The organism is Streptosporangium sp. NPDC050284, assembly GCF_044459525.1.
Lineage (GTDB): Bacteria > Actinomycetota > Actinomycetes > Streptosporangiales > Streptosporangiaceae > Streptosporangium.
The window spans coordinates 444,135-464,706 of record NZ_JBITIZ010000005.1 but is presented as its reverse complement, the minus strand read 5'-3'; the positions used below and the strand labels follow the sequence as shown (position 1 = coordinate 464,706).

The following is a 20,572-nucleotide window of genomic DNA, read 5'->3' as shown; positions in this document are numbered from 1 at the left end:
CGGGGCGTGAACGACGCGGCGACGTCCGAGGGCCTGACCTTCACCGAGAGTGAGCCGGGAGCCTTCCTGCGGCCCTACGTCACGCACCTGTCGGCCTACACCGAGCGTTACGCCGATCCCATGCCCCGGCGGCAGCCGCCGTTCGCCGGGGTCGTCATGATCTTCGGGTTCGGCGCGCCGCTGACGCTGAACGGCCCCGAGGGCGCCCAGCGGCTGGCCTCGTTCGCCGGTGGCCTGCATGACACCTACGTCGACACCACCACGACCGGGATCGCCGAGGGGGTGCAGGTCAACCTCACACCGCTCGGGGCCAGGCGGCTGCTCGGGATGCCCCTGCGGGAGCTGGCCAACCGGGTGGTCCCGCTGGAGGAGGTGCTCGGGGGGTGGGCCGCGGAAACGGTCGAGCGGCTGGTGGAGGCCCCCGGTGGGGCCGCCAGAATCGCCCTGCTGGACGAGGCGCTCAGCGCGCGCATCGGCGACGCACCGGCGCCCGACCGCCGCGTCGGCTGGGCGTGGCAGCGGCTGGTCGCCACCCGCGGCACCGTGTCCGTGGCCTCGATCGCCGCTGAGCTGGGATGGAGCCACCGGCATCTCGTCTCCCGCTTCCACGACCAGATCGGGCTGGCGCCGAAGGCCGTGGCCAGGGTGCTGCGCTTCGAGCACGCCACCGGCCGCCTGAGGTCCGGCATGTCGCCGGCCGACACCGCCGCCGTCTGCGGCTACTACGACCAGGCCCACATGAACCGCGAGTTCAGGGCCATGGCGGGCGTCACTCCCCGTGCTCTGGCGTCTCTCCCTCGTGCCATCGGGTGATCGAAAATCTTGGGCGCGGACCTCCGTGGGGAGGAAGTCCACAGGTCAGATTTTTCCAAGCCCTGACGCTCCCACCGGTGACATCGTGGTGATCACTACAAGGGAGGAGAGAACATGCGAACGGTGTATCCACTGGTCCATTACCGCGACGCGGGCAAGGCCGTCGACTGGCTGGTCCAGGCGTTCGGTTTCGAGGTCCACGAGCTCACCACGACTCCCGACGGGAGCATCGGTCACGGGGAGCTGATCGTCGGCACCGGAATGATCATGACCGGTCCGGGCGAACCTGGAGGGCCGGGAGTCTACGTCGCCGTGGACGACCCCGACGCCCACCACGCCAGGGCCGTCGCGGCCGGGGCGGAGGTCACCATGGAGTTGGCCGACAAGGAGTACGGCTCCCGCGATTACGCCTGCAAGGATCTGGAGGGCAACATCTGGTACTTCGGCACGTACCGGCCCTGATACGGCGGTCCCGGCGCGGCGACCGCATGCCCGGTGGTCCAGGCCCGGTAGCAGCGTGCCCGCTCAGGGAAGGCCGAGGGTGTCGCGGGCCGCGGCCACGGCGGCCTGGCCGAAGCTGATGCCGCCGTCGTTCGGAGGGACGGCGCGGTGGGTCAGAACCCGCAGCCCGTGTAGCCGGAGGGCGGTCACGAGACCGTCGAGTAGCAGCCGGTTCTGGAAGACCCCGCCCGACAGGGCGACCGTGCCGAGGCCGGTGTCCTCGCACAGCCGCGCGCACACCCGTGCGGCAGCGGCGGCGAGGCCGTTGTGGAAACGGGCCGCGACCAGCGCCGGAACCGCACCGGCACGTGTGTCCTCGACGACCGCGCGGACGAGGTCCGCGGCCCGGATCGTCAGGAGCTGCCCATCGTCGACGATCCGGGCTCGATAGGCGCCCTTCTCCACGGGGTCGGCGCACTGCTCCAGGGCGATCGCGGCCTGCCCCTCGTATCCGGCGGTGTCGCGGAGCCCGAGGATCGCCGCCACCGCGTCGAACAGGCGTCCGGCGCTGGAGGTGAGGGGGGAGTTCGTCCCGGACTCGGCCACCGCGACCACCTCGTCCCAGCGCGGGCCGTGGCGAACCCTGACCGGCAGGTCCTCGGGGAGCGCGTCACCATAGGCCGCGTGCAGGTGCGCGGCCGCCATCCGCCAGGGCTGCCTGATCGCCGCGGTGCCACCGGGCATCGGCACCGGCGCCAGGCGCCCTGCACGGGTGAAGCCCGCCAGGTCTGCCACCAGGAACTCACCGCCCCAGATGGTGCCGTCGGTGCCGTAGCCGAGACCGTCGAAGGCCACCCCGATGACCGGGCCGCACTCCCGGTTGTCGGCCAGGCAGGAGGCGATGTGCGCGTGGTGGTGCTGGACACCGGTCAGGTCCACCGACCCGGGCACCTCCAGATCGAGGGCGTACTTCGTGGACAGGTACTCGGGGTGCAGGTCGTGGGCGACGAGCGCCGGGGTGATGCCGAGCAGGCGCCGGAGGTGCTCGATCCCCTCGGTGAAGGAGCACAGCGTCTCGTAGTTCTCCAGGTCGCCGAGGTGGTGGGAGACGAAGGCGTGCTCCTGCCGCGCGAGGCAGAACGTGCTTTTCAGCTCGGCGCCACAGGCGAGTACGGCCCGGCGGGCGGGCGGTGAGAGCCACAAGGGCTCCGGGGCGTACCCCCGGGACCTGCGCAGCGGCATCGCGCCCCCTCCTACGGCGAGGAGCACCGAGTCGTCGGCGCGGGCGTGGATCGGCCGGTCGTGGGTGAGGAAGGCGTCCGCGACCCCGGCGAGCCGGGCGAGCGCGTCGCCGTCGCGGTAGGCGATGGGCTCGTCGGAGAGGTTTCCGCTGGTGAGAACGTACGGTCGGGCGAGTTCCGCGGCGAGCAGGTGGTGTACCGGCGTGTACGGCAGCATGAGACCGAGGCGGCGGTCGCCCGGCGCGACCGCTTCGGCCACCGCGGCTCCTGGGCGGCGGGGCAGCAGCACGATCGGGCGCCGGGAGCCGGTGAGCAGCCGCTCGCCCTCGGCGTCCAGCTCGCACAGCGCCCGCGCGGTACGCAGGTCGGGGACCATGACCGCGAACGGCCTCTCCTCGCGGCGCTTACGGGAGCGCAGGATCCGGATGGCCTCCTCGTCGGTGGCGTCGACCGCCAGGTGATACCCGCCTAGCCCTTTGACGGCCAGGACGCCTCCCGCTCGCAGCACCCGTGTCGCCGCCACGATCGGATCGGCGCCACCGTCCAGCCTCTCACCGGGATGCCCGGTGAGAGGTCCTTGAACATGCGAGCCGCCCTCCAGGAGGCGGAGGACCGGGCCGCAGGCCGGGCAGCAGATCGGCTGGGCGTGGAAACGGCGGTCCGACGGGTCGAGGTACTCCCTCTCGCACTCCCCGCACATGGCGAACCCGGCCATCGTGGTGGCGGTCCTGTCGTAGGGGACGTCCCGGATGATGGTGAACCTCGGCCCGCAGTTGGTGCAGTTGACGAAGGGGTGGCGGTGACGCCGGTCGGCGGGGTCGAACAGTTCGGACAGACAGTCATCACATGTCGCGACATCAGATGAGACAAGGGTGAACCGGTGGTTCCCCTCTCGGCTGGCCACGACGCGAAACCCCCGGTCCCCGCGTACCGGTATCTCGGTGGCCGTCAGGCGGTGGATCGCCGCCAGCGGCGGGGCCTGGTCCCGCAGGCCCTTCCGGAAGCGCGCGAGGTCACCGGGCTCCCCCTCAGCCTCGATGAACACGCCCCGGTCGTCGTTGCCCACCCACCCGGACAGACTCAGGCGCCGGGCGAGGACGTGGACGTGGGGGCGAAATCCCACCCCCTGCACGATTCCCTCGACCCTGATCCTGACCCTGATCCGTGCTCCCCGCCCCGCGCCCATCCCGCCATCCTTCCCGTCCCCACGGGAATGCCTCCGGGGCTCGCATGATCTGGACGGGAAGGTTACGTGGATGATCAGAGCTTTGCCGTTGGTTGTCGAGCCGGGGGTGTCGGGGCTGAAACGGCCAATCGTAATGTGGCGACTACCGTGAGAAATACGGAGCGTCAACATGCCTGGCACACCGAGTACGCGAACGATGCCTCTCTCACCACCGGTGGTCATACCGGTCACCGAGTCGACGGTGATCGCCGCCTTCGCGCGACGGGATCACGCCGGGCGCGCTCTGACGGGTGAGGTCGAGCGTGTCGCGTGTGCCGCCCGCGCCATGGCCGCGAGGTTTCGTCTCGGCGGCAAGCTGATCGTGTTCGGCGACGCGAGCGCGGACGCCGCGCACATCGCGGTCGAGTTCATGCACCCGGTCGTCGTGGGCAAGAGGGCGCTCCCCGCGGTGGCGCTGAGCAGCGACGCCGCGACGGCCGACCGGATGAACGATGAGTGCCGCGAGAGCGACGGGGACCGCAGAAAAGGCGGGACCGGAGGCGGAAAGAACGGAAACCACCGGCAGAGCGGGGACAGCCGGAAAGGCGGGGGCGGCGACGAGGTCTTCGCCCACCAGGTGCGCCACTGGGCGGACCCCGCCGACACAGCCCTGGGGATCTTCCGCGACGGCCGGTGTCCGAGCGTCCTGCGAGGTCTGGAGACCGCCGGGGAGCTCGGCCTGCTGACCATCGCCCTGACCGGCGCCTTGGCCGGTCGCCTTCCGGCCGACCATGTCCTGGTCGCCGCGTCCGACGAGCCGGCCGTGGTCAAGGAAATCCACGTCACCACCTACCACCTGCTGTGGGAGCTGGTTCATGTGTTCCTCGACCGGCTCGGTCCGCCCGCGCGAGAGGCGGGCCGATGAACGGGCCAGAAGACTGCACCGACGGTGTCTGCGTCACCTGTTCCGACCAGGCACTGCCGATGAGCGTGGTCAGGCTCCTTGAGGGGGACCTGGCGATCGTCGACGCGGGCGGGGTCCTCGAAGAGGTGAGCGTGGCACTGGTCGACCCCGCGGTGGGCGATACCGTCCTCGTCCACGCCAGGGAGGCCATCGCCGTCGTCGCGCGCGGAAGCGACAAGAAGAGCGACGAGGAAAGCGACGACGACGCCAAGGAGGAGGACGGCGATGAGCGCGCTTGACGAAACGCCCGCGGAGGGCGTGCGCGATCTGTACCCCTTCCTTTACGCCCACCCCGAGCACGACGAGCACCTCGGCCAGGCCGATTTCGGAACGGCCGAGGTGGAGGCGGAGGCGACGCGGTCGGCCGTGGAGAAGACCGGCGAGATCGTACGGCTGCGCGAGCGGATGGGCGAGGAGTCGGCGGCGGAGCTGGCGGCGTGCGCCGGGGAGATGGCCGCACGGTTCGTCGCGGGCGGGCGGCTGTTCAGCTTCGGCAACGGCGGGAGCAGCACCGACGCCCAGGAGGTCGCCACCGCCTTCCTGCACCCCTGCGGCGGCCCGGCCCTGCCCGCCCTCTGCCTGACCGGTGACGTCGCCGTGGTTACCGCGCTCTCCAACGACGTCGGCTTCGAGGTGGTCTTCGCCAGGCAGCTCGCGGCGCTGGGCCGTCCGGGGGACATCGCCGTCGGGCTGTCCACGAGCGGCGGTTCGGCCAACGTCGTCCGGGCGTTCGAGGAGGCGGCCCACCGGGGCATGCTCACCGTCGGGCTGGCCGGCGGCGGGGGCGGCAGGCTGGCCGAACTGTCCGAGCGGGGCGTCCTGGCCCACCTGTTCGTCGTCCCCTCCTCCTCGGTGCACCGGATCCAGGAGGCGCAGACCACCCTCTACCACGTCCTTCGGGAACTGACCTGGCACGCGCTCGGATCGGCGCCGATACCGCGAGCGCACAGCCCGGGGTGAGCCCGGCAGCCCGGGCGCACAGCCCGGGTGAGGAGAACCCCCTCCCCCTTCACGTTCCGCAGACATCACGAGGAGTGGGAGGCGTCATGGCAGCGCCGACGGACACAGCGAACGGCAGAGCTCAGGGGCGGGAGGAGCCCGTCGTCCACATACTGTGGATCAACGCCGGGCTGAGCTGCGACGGTGACTCCGTCTCGCTCACCGCGGCGACCCAGCCGAGCATCGAGGAGATCGTGCTCGGCGCGCTTCCCGGGCTTCCCAAGGTGGCCGTGCACTGGCCGCTCATCGACTTCGAGTCCGGGCCGATGCAGGGCGCCGATGTCTTCATCGAGTGGTTCTTCAAGGCCAAACGTGGCGAGCTGGACCCGTTCGTTCTGGTTGTCGAGGGCTCGATCCCGAACGAGACGATCAAGCAGGAGGGTTACTGGTCCGGGTTCGGCAACAACCCCGAGACCGGCCAGCCCATGACGACCAGCGAGTGGCTGGACCTGCTCGCGCCCAAGGCGACCGCGATCGTGTGCGCGGGCACCTGCTCGGCCTACGGCGGCATCCACGCCATGGCGGGGAACCCGACCGGGGCCATGGGCGTCGCCGACTATCTGGGCTGGGACTGGAAGTCCAAGGCGGGACTGCCGATCGTCAACGTGCCGGGCTGCCCGGTGCAGCCGGACAACCTCTCCGAGACGCTCCTCTACCTGCTCTACCAGGTCGCCGGGCAGGCACCGATGATCCCGCTCGACGAGGCGCTGCGCCCCACCTGGCTGTTCACCCAGACCGTCCACGAGGGATGCGACCGGGCCGGCTACTACGAGCAGGGCCAGTTCACCACTGAGTACGGCTCCCCGAAGTGTCTGGTCAAGATCGGCTGCTGGGGACCGGTCGTCCGGTGCAACGTCCCCAAGCGCGGCTGGATGAACGGGATCGGCGGCTGCCCGAACGTCGGGGGCATCTGCATCGCCTGCACGATGCCGGGCTTCCCCGACAAGTTCATGCCCTTCATGGACGAGCCGCCCGGCGCCCACATCTCCTCGACGGTGAGCGGCGCGTACGGGACCGTCGTCCGCGCGCTGCGCGGCGTCACCCTGCGGACCGTCGACAAGGAACCCAGATGGCGCCACAAGGGGCGCGAGCTACTGACCGGCTACAAGGCGCCCTGGAGCTGACATGACAACCTCGGAGCAGAACCCCGACCTCGTGGAGATGGCCTGGGATCCCATCACCAGGATCGTCGGGAGTCTCGGCATCTACTGCAAGATCGATTTCAAGAACCGGCGGATCGCCGAGTGTCACAGCACCTCGTCGATCTTCCGCGGCTACAGCATCTTCATGAAGGGCAAGGATCCGCGCGACGCCCACTTCATCACCAGCCGCATCTGCGGGATCTGCGGCGACAACCACGCCACCTGCTCGGTCTACGCGCAGAACATGGCGTACGGGGTGCGGCCTCCGGCCCTGGCCGAGTGGATCGTCAACCTCGGCGAGGCCGCCGAGTACATGTTCGACCACAACCTCTACCAGGAGAACCTGGTAGGGGTCGACTACTGCGAGAAGATGGTCCGCGAGACCAATCCCGGGGTGCTGGCGATGGCCGAGCGCACCGAGGCCCCGCACGCGGGCGACCACGGTTACCGGACCATCGCCGACATCATGCGTTCGCTGAACCCGTTGGAGGGCGAGTTCTACCGCGAGGCGCTCGCGGTGAGCCGCCTCACCCGCGAGATGTTCTGCCTCATGGAGGGCAGGCACGTACACCCTTCGACGCTCTATCCGGGCGGGGTGGGCACGGTCGCGACGGTGCAGCTGTTCACCGACTACCTGACCCGGCTGATGCGCTACGTCGAGTTCATGAAACGGGTCGTGCCCATGCACGACGACCTGTTCGACTTCTTCTACCAGGCGCTGCCCGGCTACGAGGAGGTCGGCCGCAGGCGGGTGCTGCTCGGCTGCTGGGGAAGCTTCCAGAACCCCGAGCACTGCGACTTCACCTACCGGAACATGAGCGGCTGGGGTCGCGAGATGTACGTCACGCCGGGGGTGATCGTCGACGGCAGGCTGGTCACCAACGACCTGGTCGACATCAACCTCGGCATCCGGATCCTGCTGGGCAGCTCCTACTACGACGACTGGCAGGACCAGGAGCCGTTCGTCACCCACGACCCGCTGGGCAACCCGGTCGACATCCGGCACCCGTGGAACCAGCACACCATCCCACACCCGCAGAAACGCGACTTCAGCGACAGGTACAGCTGGGTCATGTCGCCCCGCTGGTTCGACGGGGAGGACGCGCTCGCGCTCGACACCGGCGGCGGGCCCATCGCCAGGCTCTGGTCGACGGCGCTGTCCGGCAAGGTCGACATCGGCTACGTCAGGGCGACCGGCCACAGCGTGCAAATCAATCTGCCTCGGACGGCGCTGAGGCCGGAGAAGACGTTCGAGTGGAAGATCCCCGAGTTCAATGGGCAGCCGCTGTCCAACGCCCTGGAGCGCAACCGTGCCCGCACCTACTTCCAGGCCTACGCGGCGGCGTGCGCGCTCTACTTCGTCGAGCAGGGCCTGGCCGAGGTACGGGCGGGCCGTACCCAGACCTGGGAGCCGTTCACGGTTCCCGACGAGACGATCAGTTGCGGTTTCACCGAGGCCGTGCGGGGCGTGCTCTCCCACCACATGGTGATCAGGAACGGGAAGATCGCCAACTACCACCCGTACCCGCCGACGCCCTGGAACGCCAGCGTCCGCGACGTGCACGGCACGCCGGGGCCGTACGAGGACGCGGTGCAGAACACGCCGATCTTCGAGGAGAACCCGCCCGAGGACTTCAAGGGCATCGACATCATGCGCACCGTGCGGAGCTTCGATCCGTGCCTGCCGTGCGGGGTGCACATGTACCTCGGCGGCGGCGAGGAGCTTCGCAGGGTGCACACCCCCCACGCCTTCGACACCCAGTGAACCGACCGCTTCCCGGCGCAGGAAAGGGGGCCCTGGCAGATGCCGCGAACACATGACGTCCAGGCGACGGGCAATCGTGTCGAGGCGCTCATCGCCGACCTCGGCGCGCTGAGCGACGCCGTGACACGCGCCAAGGCCGAGGACCTCGTACGTGCCCTCGTCGAGCTGTACGGCGCCGGCCTGGAACGCGTCGTCGAGATCGTCACCGATGCCGAAGCCGCCGAGGTGCTGGGCCGCATGGTCGGCGACCCGCTCGTGTCCGGGCTGCTGGTGCTGCACGACCTGCACCCGCTGAGCACGGCCGAACGCGTCCGCGACGCGCTGGAGAGCGTACGGCCCCACCTGGGGTCGCACGAGGGCGGTGTGGAACTGCTCGGCGTGGGCGAGGACGGGATCGTGCGGCTCCGTCTGGAGGGCGCCTGCCACGGCTGCCCGTCCTCGCTGGTCACAGTGACCGACGCCATCGAACGAGCCGTCACCCAGGCGGCGCCCGAGGTGTCGGGGGTGGAGGTCGAGGGGGTGAGCGACGGGCGGCAGGGGCTGCTGCAGATCCAGCGCCGCGCGCCCGGCCCGTGCCCGGTTCCGGAGCGGGCTCCGGGCTCCGGGTCGGCCCCGGGAGCGGCGCGAGGACCGGGAGCGGCGCCGAGGTCAGGGCCGGGACCGGCCCCTGATCCGGGGCGGGAGCCAGGATCGGGGTCACCGCAGACGGCGAAGCCGGAGCCGGTGTCGTGACGGCCACCGGGCTGCGCAGGTTCCGCGAGCCGCCCCGGACGGACCGGTCCGCCGGGTCGCCGACGACGCCAAAGACACCAGCGACACAGACGACGCTGTGCGAGTTGTGCGCGGCCCCCGCGGGCGAGGAGCACGGCCACGTCGTGAATGTCGAGAGCCGGGGGCTGCTGTGCGCCTGCCGGGCCTGCTACCTGCTGTTCACCCGTGACACGGGCGGCCGGGCACGCTACTGTGCCGTCCCGCGACGCTACCTTCACGCCCCGCGTTTCCTGCTGGGCGCGGCCGACTGGGACGAGATGCAGATCCCGGTCCGCACGGCCTTCTTCTTCCACAACTCCGCGATGGACCGGACCGTGGCGTTCTACCCGAGCCCGGCCGGGGCCACCGAGTCGCTGCTGCCGCTGGAGACGTGGCGGCGCGTCCTGGCGAACAACCCGGAGATGGCCGACGTCCGGCCCGACGTGGAGGCGCTCCTGGTGGACCGCCGTCCCGACGGCGGTTTCGCCTGCCATCTGGTGCCGATCGACGCCTGCTACGAGCTGGTCGGCCTGGTGCGGCTGCACTGGAAAGGCTTCGACGGCGGTGAGGAGGCGCGGGAGGCGATCGACGGTTTCTTCGCCGACCTGCGCGGACGCAGCCGCACCGTACCACCGGTCCGAGGTGGTGAGGGCGGTGGATGAGATCACGTTCGACTGCGTGGGTGTGCGGGCGGAGGCGTACGCGGCCTTCCCGACGCTCGTCTTCCGGTTGCGCGTCACCGCCCCCTCCCCTTCGGGGGTGCACACCGTCGCGCTGGGCTGCCAGATCCGGGTGGAGCCCCACCTGCGGCGCCACGGCGCCGGCGAGGCGGAGTTGCTCGGCGACCTGTTCGGTGACCCGGCGCGCTGGGGCGACACGCTGAAGCCCCTGCGGTTCGCCGACGTCTCCGTCATGGTCCCGGCGTTCACCGGAAGCACCGAGATCGACGTACCGGTGCCGTGCGGCTACGACCTGGAGGTGTCGGCGGGCCGGTATTTCGCCGCCCTGGAGGACGGCGAGATCCCGATGCTCATGCTTTTCCACGGCACGGTGTTCGCCAGGGCACGAGACGGCTTCTCGGTGAGCCAGGTGCCGTGGCATCGCGAGGCCCGCTGCCGGTTGCCGGTGGCGGTGTGGCGGGAGCTGATGGACCGCTACTTCCCGGACTCGGGGTGGCTGCGGCTGCGCCGCGGCACGCTGCGGGAACTCAGCAGGTTCAAGTCCGGGCGCGCCCTGGCGACCTGGGACGAGACCCTGGAACTACTGCTCAAGGAGACGCGGCGATGAGCGTTCCGATGGACATCGCGCGGCGGGTGGCGGACGCGGTGCTTTACGAGGGCTACCTTCTCTACCCTTACCGCGCCTCGGCGACCAAGAACCAGGTGCGCTGGCAGTTCGGGGTGCTCGTCCCCCCGGGGTTCACCGCGACCGCCGAGTATCCGTACAGCGTGACCGAATGCCTCCTCGAAGGGGCCGCGTACGCCGTCGCGCACCTGAACCTGCGCTTCCTGCACGTAAGGACGCGCGGCGTCGAGCGCGCCGAGGACGACGGCTACTGGCCGGTCCAGCAGTTGCGGAACGGCCACCGGACCTACCTCGCCTTCGACGAGGCGACCGAGCGGGAGTCGGAGGTGACACTTCCCATCGCCGGCCTGCTCGACGCCCCCGAGCGGGTGATCGAGGTACGGATTCCCGGGGACCGCGTGGTCGAGCCGATCGTGGCGCCGTCCGAAGAGGTGATAGGGCGCCTCGTCTCCGAGCACCTGCCGCTGAACGCGGCGCTCAGGGTCTCCGCCGAGTTGGTGCCGGGCCCCTACGACCTCGTCAAGCTGCGCGTCCGGGTGGAGAACACCGACCCATGGAAACCGCTGGGCGCGCCGCGCGAGCAGGCGCTGCGGCACTCGCTGATCTCGGCGCACCTGCTCATCGCGGTGACCGCCGGGGCCTTCGTCTCCCTGCTCGACCCGCCGAACTGGGCCCGGCCCGCCGTGGAGACCTGCCGCAACGAGCACACCTGGCCGGTGCTCGTGGGCGAACCGGGCCATCGGGACGTGGTGCTGTCCTCTCCGATCATCCTCTACGACCACCCGGACATCGCGCCGGAGAGCCCCGGACCCCTGTTCGACTCCACGGAGATCGACGAGATGCTCCACCTGCGCACCCTCACCCTCACCGACTCGGAGGCGCGGGAGGCCCGGGAGACCGACCCCCGGGTGGCCGAGCTCATCGACATGGTCGGCAGCACGCCACCGGAGCTGCTGGAACGACTCCACGGCGCGGTCCGTCCGGCGGCCGAGGCCACGGTCTCCCCGGAGACAGAAAGCGTGATCGTTTCCGGGGTGGCCGTCTCCAGGGGCAGCAGGGTCAGGCTGGTTCCCGGCCGACGACGCGCCGACGCGCACGACATGTTCCTCGCCGGTAGGACCGCCCACGTCGAGGCCGTGCTCCTCGATCTCGACGGTGCCCACCACCTGGCCGTCACCCTGGAGGAGGACCCGGGCGCCGACCTGCACCGATCGCACGGCCGCTTCCTCTACTTCGCCCCCGACGAGGTCGAGCCGCTCACGGACGACTCACCTACGGGCCCGGCGACGGGATCCGCGACGCGATCGGCGACCGGGAGGTCGGCGGCGGAGGACTCGGCCGGAGGTCCACGGTGCGATCTCCCGCCCGGCGGCGGGGAGGTGGGCGCGTGAGGATCCTGGTGGCCGGTGTGGGAAACGTCTTCCTCGGCGACGACGGCTTCGGGGTCGCGGTGGCCGGACGCCTGGCCCGCGCCGACCTGCCCGGCGAGGTCGAGGTCAAAGACTTCGGCATCCGGGGCGTCCACCTGGCGTACGAGCTGACCGGCGGCGGGTACGACGTCACGATCCTGGTCGACGCGGTCTCCCGCGACGGGCCGCCCGGCACCCTGTACGTCCTCGAACCGTCGGCGGGCGACGTACCGCGATCCTTCGCCGACGCGCATTCGATGACGCCGGGGACCGTGCTCTCGCTGGTGGGCGTGCTCGGCGGCAGGGCCGGTCGCGTCCTGCTCGTCGGCTGCCAGCCCGCCGACACCTCGCCGGGCATGGACCTCAGTCCCCCGGTCGCGGACGCCGTCGCCAGGGCGGCGGATCTGGTCGTCGAGCTCGCGGGGCAACAGATCGCGATGGCGCTCGCCACCGCGGGCCACGAGGAGGAACGGACGTGCTGAAGCGCCTTCTGGCCGGAGCGGTGCTGGTGGGAGTGGCCGTACTGGTCTACCAGTCGCTCCCCGACATCAAGCGCTACCTGAGGATGCGGAACATGTGACGTCCTCCTCGGCGTGAACGCCGAAGATTCCTGCCATGTCGCTCACGCGACATCTTGGTGGGTTCCTGTTTCACAGCCAGGAGCCTGGACGAGTCCAGGTCTTACCTCAGCTCCGCAGGCGTTTAACGTCTCCGCCCGTCCAGCGGCGACTCGAACACACTACCGGAGCGTGTCCCGACCTGACGGCAAAACCAGGAGGGTCAGGGCACGCTCGCGTCAGAATGAGAGGAAACGATCATGCACGAGTTCGGGATCGCCGAGGCGATCCTCACCGCGGTGGAGAAACGGGCGGACGGCAGGCGGGTGCGAGGCGCACGAGTCCGCGCCGGCGCCCTGCTCCGCCTCACGGAACCGGCGGTCAACCTGGCGTTCTCCTCGATCTCCGAGGGTTCCGTGGCCGAGGGCGCCCACGTGGAACTGGTCATCGTCCCGGTGAGGATGACCTGCCGTTCCTGCGGGAGCACGTCCACCTCCGTCGAGCCCTTCGCCCTCTGCGCGGGGTGCGGCGACACCGATATCGACACCGAGGGCGGCGACGACCTCGTTCTCGAATCCATCCAGATGGCGGAGGCCTCTCATGTGCCTGGGAATTCCCGGCGAGATCGTGGAAATCCTGTCGGACCGTCCTGATCTGGCCATGGTCGACGTCTGCGGCGTCAAGCGCGCGATCAACATCGGCCTGCTTGAGGACGAGCGCGTCGCGCCCGGCGACTGGATCCTCATCCACGTCGGGTTCGCGCTGTCGAAGATCGACGAGGTGGAGGCGAGGGCCGCGCTCGACTTCCTCGAAAGCATCGGCCAGGCGTACGAGGACGAGATCGCGGCCCTCCGAGAATCCACGATCGAAGAGGGGTGAGGGCCGATGCGTTTCGTCGACGAGTACCGCGACGCCGAGAAGGCCCGGATGCTCGCCGCGCGGATCGCCGCGCTGTGCGAGCCGGGCCGGGACTACAAGTTCATGGAGGTGTGCGGTGGGCACACCCACACGATCTACAAGCACGGCCTGGAGGACTACCTGCCCGAGGCCGTCACCCTGGTGCACGGTCCCGGCTGCCCGGTCTGTGTCATCCCGATGGGAAGGGTGGACGACGCCGTCCACATCGCCGGACAGCCGGACGTGATCATGACGTCGTTCGGCGACATGATGCGGGTGCCGGGCGGGAACGGCTCGTTCCTCGACGCCAAGGCGCGGGGGGCCGACATCCGGATGGTGTACTCCCCGCTGGACGCCCTGAAGATCGCCCGACAGAACCCGGAAAGGCGCGTGGTCTTCATGGCCATCGGGTTCGAGACCACCGCGCCCTCGACGGCGATGACGGTCCTGCGCGCCGAGGCCGAGGGGATCGAGAACTTCTCGATCTTCTGCAACCACGTGACGATCATCCCCGCCATCAAGGCGATCCTGGACTCTCCCGACCTGCGCCTTGACGGGTTCATCGGGCCGGGCCACGTCTCGACCGTGATCGGCTGCCGGCCGTACGAGTTCGTCGCGCGCACCTACGGCAAGCCCATGGTGGTCGCCGGTTTCGAGCCGTTGGACGTGCTGCACACGGTCTACCGCATCCTTCTGCAGCTGTCGGAAGGCCGTTCCGAGGTGGAGAACCAGTACTCCCGGGTGGTCCCGCGGGAGGGCAACCTCAAGGCCCTGCGCGTCATCGGCCAGGTGATGGAGTTGCGGCCGTACTTCGAATGGCGCGGGCTCGGCTTCATCTCGCAGTCGGCGCTCAGGGTCACCGAGCGGTACGCCGCCTTCGACGCCGAGCGAATCTTCCGGATTCCGGGCGGGAGGGTGGCCGATCCGAAGGCCTGCCAGTGCGGCGAGGTGCTCAAGGGAGTGCTCAAGCCCTGGGAGTGCAAGGTCTTCGGTACCGCGTGCACCCCGGAGACGCCGATCGGCACGTGCATGGTGTCGTCCGAGGGCGCCTGCGCGGCGTACTACAACTTCGGCCGGTTCTCGCGCGAGCGCGTCAGGGAGGCGACCCGGACGTGAACGGCGCAGAAGGCGGCGACGGGCGGACCGAGGAGTACGCCGTACGGGAGATGGCCCCCCCGGGACCACCCGACGGGTGGCAGGTGCCGGGCCTGAGGGAGGAGACACCCGGCCGCGGACACCTACCGGACCTGAAGGACCCGAGGGAGGAGACGCGCGTCCGGGAGCAGCGGGTGCTGGACCGGATCGAGCGGGTACGGCGACGCGGGGCGCGCGTGCGGGAGGACCTCGTCACCCTGGCGCACGGCGCGGGAGGCAAGGCCACCAGGACCCTGATCGAGGCGGTGTTCCTGGAGTCGTTCCGCAACCCGATGCTGGAGCCCCTGGAGGACGGCGCGGTCATCGACGGGCTCGCCCTCACCACCGACGCGTTCGTGGTCACTCCGCTGTTCTTCCCCGGCGGCGACATCGGCGACCTCGCGGTCAACGGCACCGTCAACGACCTGGCCATGTGCGGGGCCCGCCCCCGCTACCTGTCGGCGGGGTTCATCCTGGAAGAGGGGTTTCCGGTGGCCGACCTGCGGCGCGTCACCGCCTCGATGGCCGAGGCGGCGCGGGTGGCGGGCGTGTGGATCGTCACCGGTGACACCAAGGTCGTGGAGAGGGGCAAGGCGGACGGCTGCTACGTCACCACCTCCGGCGTCGGGATGCTCGACCGGCCCGTCCGGCTGAGTGCCGCCTCCGCGCGGCCGGGGGACGCGGTCATCGTGTCCGGGCCGATCGGCGAGCACGGGATCACCATCATGCTCGCCCGGGGAGAACTCGACATCGAGGCCGACCTGTGCTCCGACACCGCTCCGCTCAACGCCCTCGTCGACCTGCTGCTGGACGCCTGCGGCGCTGAGGACGGCGGCGGCGGCACGGTGCGCTGCCTGCGTGACGCGACCCGGGGCGGGGTGGCGACGATCGTCAACGAGATAGCGGAGGCCTCGCGGGTCGCCGTCGTCCTCGACGAGGACGCGGTGCCGGTCCGTCCCGCCGTACGGGGGGCGTGCGAGCTGCTGGGGATCGACCCGCTCTACGTCGCCTGCGAGGGCCGGATGGTCGCGGTGGTGGCCGGGGATTCCGCCGAGGTGGCCCTGGCCGCACTCCGTTCCCACCCGCTCGGCTCCGACGCGGCGATCATCGGGCGGATCGCCGACGACCCGCCGGGACTGGTCCTGCTCAGAACCTCCTTCGGCGGCACCCGCATCGTCGACCTGCTGGTCGGCGACCCGCTACCGAGAATCTGCTGACCACCGAACAAATCCAGAGGTGCCGGACATGAACGACAAACGCAAATACGGAGAAAAGGGCCGGAATGGTAAGGGCGAGAAGGGCGGCCACTCCCGCGACGTGGGCCATGCGAGCGAGGAGGTCGTGAGGTCGGGCAACCTGGCCTTCGGCACCCCTCCGGATGACAAGGGGCCGCCCCGCGTGGTGTCCAAGGTGGAGCGCAAGGGCGTTCCCTCCACCGACACCAAGGCCCGGTCACCCCTCGGCGTCGGCACCAGCGAGAACCGCGGTGCCGAGAAGATCGCCTCCCGGAGGAAGGAGAAGGGTCGCGAGAAGACCGGCGTCGACGAGAGGGGACGCCCCTACGGCGTCTCCCACCCCGAGGACGTCACCGGCGTCAGCCCTCGGAAACCCGGCCACCGGACGCGGTGATCGGTCGCCTCGCCGACCCCGCGTTCCACACGTCCCCCCGATCGGCCCTGGATGATCACCCGCCGCACCGGATCGGATATGGCCGTTGACCCGCGATGCGGCGGTACGTACGGAAAACGCGGTCAGCGTGGGAAAACGATCGTCTTGTGGCCGTCGAGCAGGATGCGCTGCTGGGTGTGCCAGCGGACGGCCCGCGCCAGAGCCTGGCACTCGACGTCACGGCCGATGGCGGCGAGGTCGTCCGCGGAGTGGGTGTGGTTGACCCGGGCGACCTCCTGCTCGATGATCGGGCCCTCGTCAAGGTCGGCGGTCACGTAGTGCGCGGTCGCGCCGATCAGCTTCACACCGCGGGAGTGCGCCTGGTGGTAGGGCTTGGCGCCCTTGAACGACGGCAGGAACGAGTGGTGAATGTTGATCACATTGCCCGCGAGCTTGACGCAGAGGTCTTCCGACAGCACCTGCATGTAGCGGGCGAGCACCACCAGGTCGGCCCGGTAGTGGTCGACCAGGGTGAGGACCTCCGCCTCCTGTCTGGGCTTGGTCTCGGGGGTGACCGGCAGGTGGTGGTAGTCGATGCCGTACGACTGGGTCAGCGGCCGCAGGTCCGGGTGGTTGGAGACGACCGCGACGATCTCGATGTCGAGCAGGCCCGAACGCATCCGGTACAGAAGATCGTTCAGGCAGTGGCCGAACTTGCTCACCATCACCAGCACGCGCGGCTTGACCGAGACGTCGCGCAGCTTGAAATCCATGCCGAACTCGGGGGCGAGCGCGGCGAAGGCCTCGCGCAGCTCCCCGTCGGACAGCGGAGAGGCGAACTGCACCCGCATGAAGAACCGTTCGGCCACGGCGTCACCGAACTGCTGGCTCTCGATGATGTTGCATCCCCGCCCGGCGAGGAGACCGGAGACCGCGGCCACTACTCCTGGACGGTCCGGGCAGGACAGCGTCAACACAAACTCGGCCCTGGAACTCATGCCTTCACCCTTGAGCTTGAGAGGTCGGATCGTACGGTGCTCGCACCTGACCTGGGCAGGGTACAGCGAATCCCGCCGCCGCATCCGGCCGTCCGGCACGTGGCGGGCCACGAGACCTCAAGGCCACCACAGACACCCGGAACCACCACAACCACTCGGTCTCGCCCTGACCGTCGGAGCACCCGGGACCGGCCGGTATCGGGAGTCAAGGAAGTCCCCGGAACCGTCCGAGGCGCTGATCCGATGGGCGGACAGCGGTGCTATCGTCCCTTGCTCTATGGACTCCCACCCTATGGACCCCCGCCCTGTGGAGACCCCAGACACCGCGGACAACCCTCAGCCGAGCGACAGGCCCGCGGCCCGGGTGATCTGTGTGGACGGGGCAGGCCGGGTGCTTCTCATGCACTGGCGCGACCCCGTCGGCGGCCAGACCCTCTGGGAACCGCCGGGCGGCGGGATCGACCCGGGCGAGACCCCCCTGCAGGCCGCGCGGCGCGAACTCACCGAGGAGACGGGACTGCCGGGCGAGGCGGTGCTGAACCTGTGGGTGCCGGTACGCAGGGAGTTCCGCTGGATCGGGGTCGACTACGCCAAGACGGAGCGGTTCTATCTGGCGAGGTTCGAGGGCACCCCCGAGGTGAGCACCGGAGCGTTCACCGCCGAGGAGCACATCACCTACCTCGGATGCGACTGGTTCTCACCGGCGGAGATGGTCGATCTCCCCGGCTCCCTGGAGCCTCCTGACCTGCCGGAGGTCGTCTCCCGCCTCAGAGTGCTGGGATGAACCGGCCATCGGCCAGAAAAGTGCACGAACAGGCGGACAAGAAAAGCTTGCGCGGCCCTCGATCTCTCGGATCGAGGGCCGCGACCGTTGGAGGAGGATTCTCTCGACGGGGAAGAATCTCATCCCTTGTGGATGGTGCCGGCAGCGCCACCCAGTCTCGACACGCCGACTTTGTTGACAATGATCTTTTTCATCGCACTCACCAGGGAATGGCGGTAGGTATGAAAATAATTATTCGGATATTTCCGAAATAGGCAATACCAAACCGAAAGATATCCATAAATATAGATCACTTAGTTAAAGAGGACATAGCGGCTATTAGGTCTTTTTCTCCGTAAATCACCACACACCCCCCTCGTTCTTCCCGGCGGACCTCGTGCCAGCCGAACTTACGATAGAGCTCCATCGCCGCGAGCTGATTCATGGTGGTGTCACCGCGAAGACGTACATAACCGAGTTCGGTGGCCCGCATCTCCAGCGCGAGCACCATCTGGGCACCGAATCCGCGACGCTGGAACTCCGGATGGACCCGCATGCGGCACATCTCGGCGGTCTGGTCGTCGACACGGCGCAGACCGCCCATCGTGATGACGCGCCCCTCGGGCGTCTCGCCCACGAGGAACTCACCCCGGTCGGCGAGATAGATCTCGTGGATCCTCGGGAAGTCGTCCTCGTAGTAGACGCCGTCCCCCGGCGCGAGACCGACCTGCGCGAGGCAGATCTGGTGAAGCGCCCATACGGACTCCAGGTCGGACCAGCGATAACGCCGAAGCCTCGGCTTCAAGTGCCACTCCTGTCGGTCACCGGATCCTCCGTCGACGTGCCGCGGCTGCGCAGCGACTCCATGTAGGTCTTGAGCTTGGGATGGCCGGGGACCTTCACCTCGACCTGCTTGCCCACCTCGTGGGCGCGCTGCATGAGGATGTCGGGCCGGCAACTCTCGTCAAGGCCCAGGACCGTACGGTGGGCGATCTCCAGCGCCTCGTCCACATCACCCTCAAGGATCTTGCACTGGGCCCGGTCGAACTTGATGAAGGTCGGGTCGAGCCAGTCGGTCGGGCCGTACTTGGTGAGCGCCTGCTCCAGGATGAGATCGGCCTCCATCGCCTGCCCGAGCTTGACGAGCGCGTCTCCCTGGTGGAAGTAGAGCTGGCGCTCGGTGTAGCCGAAGGTCGAGTCGTCCTGGTCCGTGGCGGACATCTGGGAGAAGGCGGCCCTCGCCCTCGACAGCGCCCGCTTCGCCTGGTCGACCACGTCCTTCTTGCCCGAGCCCGACATCATCGCCAGCGCGCGGGCCTCGACCACCGGGGCCATGACCTGGGCCGCACAGGGCGTCTGCCCGGCCAGGTCCCTGCTCTTCCTGGCGAGGTTGAGAGCCTCACGCGGGTCGCCGTAGTAGAGGGGGACCAGAGCCTCCCTCGCCGTGACCCACGCCCTCAGCGCCCGGTCGCCGGTCTCGTCCGCCGCGGTCCTGCCGGTCCTGAAGAAGGACCGCGCGAGCCTGTGGTCGCCGAGATTGATCATGATCATGCCGCTCAGACCGGCGAGTTTCGCCGCCATGCGGCACAGCCGTTCTTGCAGGTCGACCGGTTGGTGCCGCTCCATGGCCTTGCGCACCGCGGCGAATTCGAGCATCACGTCGCACAGCAGCCTGAGCGGGGGGGTGTTCATGTACTGGCGGCCGAAGCCGATGGTGGATTCCTCCCACTGATCGAGCATCGCGGGTGAGACGGTGGCCGAAACCAGCGTGTCGTCCATCCGCCTGCGCATGCTTTCCACCGATCCGAGCACCTGCCCGTCCAGCGCGATGCCGCCGCCGGCCAGGAGCTGTAAGAGCGTCCTCCGTAGCACGTTCTCGTCCTCCTCACCCCCGTCCGCGGGAGGGTCGGCGCCGATCGGCTGGATCAGCAGCTCACGCGGACCAGGGGAAATGTCGGGTCTTCCATCCTGGAGATCACCTCGAACGGCACCGGGCATCTTGTGGCCGTGGCCACAGATGCACGGGCCGTCGTACCCGAGGGAGGCGGGCTCGACCCGGTAGGCGGAGCACAGGTAGTGCAGGTATTCGGGGCCGGGCCGCTTCAGCCCGCTCTCGTACGCGGAAAGGAGCGTCTCCCCGATGCCGGGGGGCGCCTTGCCGTCGCGTTCGAACAGCGCCCGTATCTGTTCGATGACGTCCGCGAGAGCGACACCATGCGCGAGGCGGTGACCTTTTATCCGAGTGGTCCCGAATTGCGAACTACACTTTTCATATATTTCCTCGGCTATCTGCGCCGAGGACTTCCCGGCTGCCAGGCCACGGGCCCGAACCTGCCTCGCTAACTCTGTCTCCCTGTGCTGCCTGCCGGACATACCGGCCCCTCTCTCGTGACCAGCTGGGCTGGCTGGCACACTGGCTCCCGACCGGATCCCCATCTCCCTTGACGCAGTGTGATCTTTCGGTCGCACTGCGCCTACCGAGAATGATGGACCACGTTTGACTCATCCGGAACACGCCAATAAAGCCGCTGGCTAAGAATCGTCCTCCGAAGGACTGTTTCTTTCAACCCACTTGGCACATCGCCCACCCTGAACTGGGTTTTCCCTGAATTGACCCGTAG

The 20,572-nt window shown here is 69.2% G+C and carries 23 protein-coding genes; 19 read left to right on the top strand and 4 right to left on the bottom strand.

Annotated features, from left to right (window positions below; all coding sequences use genetic code 11):
• The first annotated feature begins 6 nt into the window (after positions 1-6).
• Together ACIBH4_RS15445 and ACIBH4_RS15440 are read left to right on the top strand one after the other, a co-directional pair.
• The gene (locus ACIBH4_RS15445) at positions 7-813 is read left to right on the top strand and encodes a helix-turn-helix domain-containing protein (protein WP_362514880.1); all 807 of its coding nucleotides are present in this window, start codon (positions 7-9) and stop codon (positions 811-813) included.
• A gap of 114 nt (positions 814-927) precedes the next feature.
• Entirely contained in the window at positions 928-1,275 is a 348-nt protein-coding gene (locus ACIBH4_RS15440) for a VOC family protein (RefSeq protein WP_362514874.1), read from the top strand.
• A gap of 63 nt (positions 1,276-1,338) precedes the next feature.
• Here ACIBH4_RS15440 and hypF read toward each other — a convergent pair whose 3' ends face one another.
• Positions 1,339-3,681, bottom strand: a complete 2,343-nt coding sequence (gene hypF, locus ACIBH4_RS15435) for a carbamoyltransferase HypF (RefSeq protein ID WP_362514870.1) — start codon at positions 3,679-3,681, stop codon at positions 1,339-1,341.
• A gap of 196 nt (positions 3,682-3,877) precedes the next feature.
• Between hypF and ACIBH4_RS15430 the strand changes: the two genes are divergently transcribed.
• The 16 genes from ACIBH4_RS15430 (at position 3,878) to ACIBH4_RS15355 (ending at position 16,211) form a co-directional block, all read left to right on the top strand.
• Positions 3,878-4,585, top strand: coding sequence for a phosphoheptose isomerase (locus ACIBH4_RS15430; protein ID WP_362514867.1), 708 nt, complete (start codon positions 3,878-3,880; stop codon positions 4,583-4,585).
• Positions 4,582-4,863, top strand: a complete 282-nt coding sequence (locus ACIBH4_RS15425) for a HypC/HybG/HupF family hydrogenase formation chaperone (RefSeq protein WP_362514862.1) — start codon at positions 4,582-4,584, stop codon at positions 4,861-4,863. Before ACIBH4_RS15430 ends, ACIBH4_RS15425 begins: the two co-directional genes overlap by 4 nt.
• Positions 4,850-5,584: an SIS domain-containing protein gene (locus tag ACIBH4_RS15420; protein WP_362514858.1), complete on the top strand. Its 735-nt coding sequence runs from the start codon at positions 4,850-4,852 to the stop codon at positions 5,582-5,584. Before ACIBH4_RS15425 ends, ACIBH4_RS15420 begins: the two co-directional genes overlap by 14 nt.
• 86 nt (positions 5,585-5,670) lie before the next feature.
• Entirely contained in the window at positions 5,671-6,747 is a 1,077-nt protein-coding gene (locus ACIBH4_RS15415) for a hydrogenase expression protein HypE (protein ID WP_362514854.1), read from the top strand.
• Position 6,748: 1 nt separating this feature from the next.
• Positions 6,749-8,530, top strand: coding sequence for a nickel-dependent hydrogenase large subunit (locus ACIBH4_RS15410; protein ID WP_362514849.1), 1,782 nt, complete (start codon positions 6,749-6,751; stop codon positions 8,528-8,530).
• Positions 8,531-8,569: 39 nt separating this feature from the next.
• Positions 8,570-9,262 (top strand): NifU family protein, encoded by a 693-nt coding sequence (locus ACIBH4_RS15405; protein ID WP_362514844.1) that lies wholly within the window; start codon positions 8,570-8,572, stop codon positions 9,260-9,262.
• Positions 9,259-9,942, top strand: coding sequence for a DUF5947 family protein (locus tag ACIBH4_RS15400; RefSeq protein ID WP_362514840.1), 684 nt, complete (start codon positions 9,259-9,261; stop codon positions 9,940-9,942). The genes ACIBH4_RS15405 and ACIBH4_RS15400 overlap by 4 nt, the downstream gene beginning before the upstream one ends.
• Complete coding sequence (locus ACIBH4_RS15395) at positions 9,935-10,567, top strand: DUF6084 family protein (protein ID WP_362514837.1); 633 nt, start codon at positions 9,935-9,937, stop codon at positions 10,565-10,567. The genes ACIBH4_RS15400 and ACIBH4_RS15395 overlap by 8 nt, the downstream gene beginning before the upstream one ends.
• Complete coding sequence (locus ACIBH4_RS15390; RefSeq protein WP_362514834.1) at positions 10,564-11,976, top strand: hypothetical protein; 1,413 nt, start codon at positions 10,564-10,566, stop codon at positions 11,974-11,976. Before ACIBH4_RS15395 ends, ACIBH4_RS15390 begins: the two co-directional genes overlap by 4 nt.
• Positions 11,973-12,476, top strand: coding sequence for a hydrogenase maturation protease (locus ACIBH4_RS15385; protein WP_362514831.1), 504 nt, complete (start codon positions 11,973-11,975; stop codon positions 12,474-12,476). The genes ACIBH4_RS15390 and ACIBH4_RS15385 overlap by 4 nt, the downstream gene beginning before the upstream one ends.
• Positions 12,470-12,574 (top strand): DUF6893 family small protein, encoded by a 105-nt coding sequence (locus ACIBH4_RS15380; protein ID WP_399172201.1) that lies wholly within the window; start codon positions 12,470-12,472, stop codon positions 12,572-12,574. The genes ACIBH4_RS15385 and ACIBH4_RS15380 overlap by 7 nt, the downstream gene beginning before the upstream one ends.
• Before the next feature lie 237 nt (positions 12,575-12,811).
• Positions 12,812-13,204: a hydrogenase maturation nickel metallochaperone HypA gene (locus tag ACIBH4_RS15375; RefSeq protein ID WP_362514828.1), complete on the top strand. Its 393-nt coding sequence runs from the start codon at positions 12,812-12,814 to the stop codon at positions 13,202-13,204.
• Positions 13,179-13,430: a HypC/HybG/HupF family hydrogenase formation chaperone gene (locus tag ACIBH4_RS15370; protein ID WP_362514825.1), complete on the top strand. Its 252-nt coding sequence runs from the start codon at positions 13,179-13,181 to the stop codon at positions 13,428-13,430. Before ACIBH4_RS15375 ends, ACIBH4_RS15370 begins: the two co-directional genes overlap by 26 nt.
• Positions 13,431-13,436: 6 nt before the next feature.
• Positions 13,437-14,564, top strand: coding sequence for a hydrogenase formation protein HypD (gene hypD / locus ACIBH4_RS15365; RefSeq protein WP_362766296.1), 1,128 nt, complete (start codon positions 13,437-13,439; stop codon positions 14,562-14,564).
• Positions 14,561-15,799, top strand: a complete 1,239-nt coding sequence (hypE, locus tag ACIBH4_RS15360; RefSeq protein WP_362514817.1) for a hydrogenase expression/formation protein HypE — start codon at positions 14,561-14,563, stop codon at positions 15,797-15,799. Before hypD ends, hypE begins: the two co-directional genes overlap by 4 nt.
• A 28-nt stretch (positions 15,800-15,827) precedes the next feature.
• The gene (locus ACIBH4_RS15355; protein WP_362514814.1) at positions 15,828-16,211 is read left to right on the top strand and encodes a hypothetical protein; all 384 of its coding nucleotides are present in this window, start codon (positions 15,828-15,830) and stop codon (positions 16,209-16,211) included.
• Positions 16,212-16,333: 122 nt separating this feature from the next.
• On the opposite strand, the gene purU is transcribed toward ACIBH4_RS15355, so the two are convergent.
• Positions 16,334-17,188 carry a formyltetrahydrofolate deformylase gene (purU, locus tag ACIBH4_RS15350; protein ID WP_362766293.1) on the bottom strand — a complete coding sequence of 285 codons (855 nt, stop codon included), beginning with the start codon at positions 17,186-17,188 and terminating at the stop codon, positions 16,334-16,336.
• Between the two features lie 307 nt (positions 17,189-17,495).
• Here purU and ACIBH4_RS15345 point away from each other — a divergent pair, with 307 nt between their 5' ends.
• The gene (locus ACIBH4_RS15345) at positions 17,496-17,972 is read left to right on the top strand and encodes an NUDIX domain-containing protein (RefSeq protein WP_364233072.1); all 477 of its coding nucleotides are present in this window, start codon (positions 17,496-17,498) and stop codon (positions 17,970-17,972) included.
• Between the two features lie 289 nt (positions 17,973-18,261).
• Here the strand turns inward: ACIBH4_RS15345 and ACIBH4_RS15340 are convergent, their stop codons facing one another.
• On the bottom strand, positions 18,262-18,756 hold the full coding sequence (locus ACIBH4_RS15340) for a GNAT family N-acetyltransferase (protein ID WP_362514805.1): 495 nt from the start codon (positions 18,754-18,756) through the stop codon (positions 18,262-18,264).
• Entirely contained in the window at positions 18,753-20,324 is a 1,572-nt protein-coding gene (locus ACIBH4_RS15335; protein WP_362514802.1) for an XRE family transcriptional regulator, read from the bottom strand. The genes ACIBH4_RS15340 and ACIBH4_RS15335 overlap by 4 nt, the downstream gene beginning before the upstream one ends.
• Positions 20,325-20,572: the final 248 nt, after the last annotated feature.

Coding starts and splice junctions, on each gene's coding strand:
- ACIBH4_RS15420 (WP_362514858.1), top strand. CDS start 4,850: ATGAGCGCGCTTGACGAAACGCCCGCGGAGGGCGTGCGCGATCTGTAC.
- ACIBH4_RS15355 (WP_362514814.1), top strand. CDS start 15,828: ATGAACGACAAACGCAAATACGGAGAAAAGGGCCGGAATGGTAAGGGC.
- hypD (WP_362766296.1), top strand. CDS start 13,437: ATGCGTTTCGTCGACGAGTACCGCGACGCCGAGAAGGCCCGGATGCTC.
- ACIBH4_RS15375 (WP_362514828.1), top strand. CDS start 12,812: ATGCACGAGTTCGGGATCGCCGAGGCGATCCTCACCGCGGTGGAGAAA.
- hypF (WP_362514870.1), bottom strand. CDS start 3,681: ATGGGCGCGGGGCGGGGAGCACGGATCAGGGTCAGGATCAGGGTCGAG.
- ACIBH4_RS15390 (WP_362514834.1), top strand. CDS start 10,564: ATGAGCGTTCCGATGGACATCGCGCGGCGGGTGGCGGACGCGGTGCTT.
- ACIBH4_RS15410 (WP_362514849.1), top strand. CDS start 6,749: ATGACAACCTCGGAGCAGAACCCCGACCTCGTGGAGATGGCCTGGGAT.
- ACIBH4_RS15335 (WP_362514802.1), bottom strand. CDS start 20,324: ATGTCCGGCAGGCAGCACAGGGAGACAGAGTTAGCGAGGCAGGTTCGG.
- ACIBH4_RS15440 (WP_362514874.1), top strand. CDS start 928: ATGCGAACGGTGTATCCACTGGTCCATTACCGCGACGCGGGCAAGGCC.
- ACIBH4_RS15405 (WP_362514844.1), top strand. CDS start 8,570: ATGCCGCGAACACATGACGTCCAGGCGACGGGCAATCGTGTCGAGGCG.
- ACIBH4_RS15425 (WP_362514862.1), top strand. CDS start 4,582: ATGAACGGGCCAGAAGACTGCACCGACGGTGTCTGCGTCACCTGTTCC.
- ACIBH4_RS15430 (WP_362514867.1), top strand. CDS start 3,878: ATGCCTCTCTCACCACCGGTGGTCATACCGGTCACCGAGTCGACGGTG.
- purU (WP_362766293.1), bottom strand. CDS start 17,188: ATGAGTTCCAGGGCCGAGTTTGTGTTGACGCTGTCCTGCCCGGACCGT.
- ACIBH4_RS15415 (WP_362514854.1), top strand. CDS start 5,671: ATGGCAGCGCCGACGGACACAGCGAACGGCAGAGCTCAGGGGCGGGAG.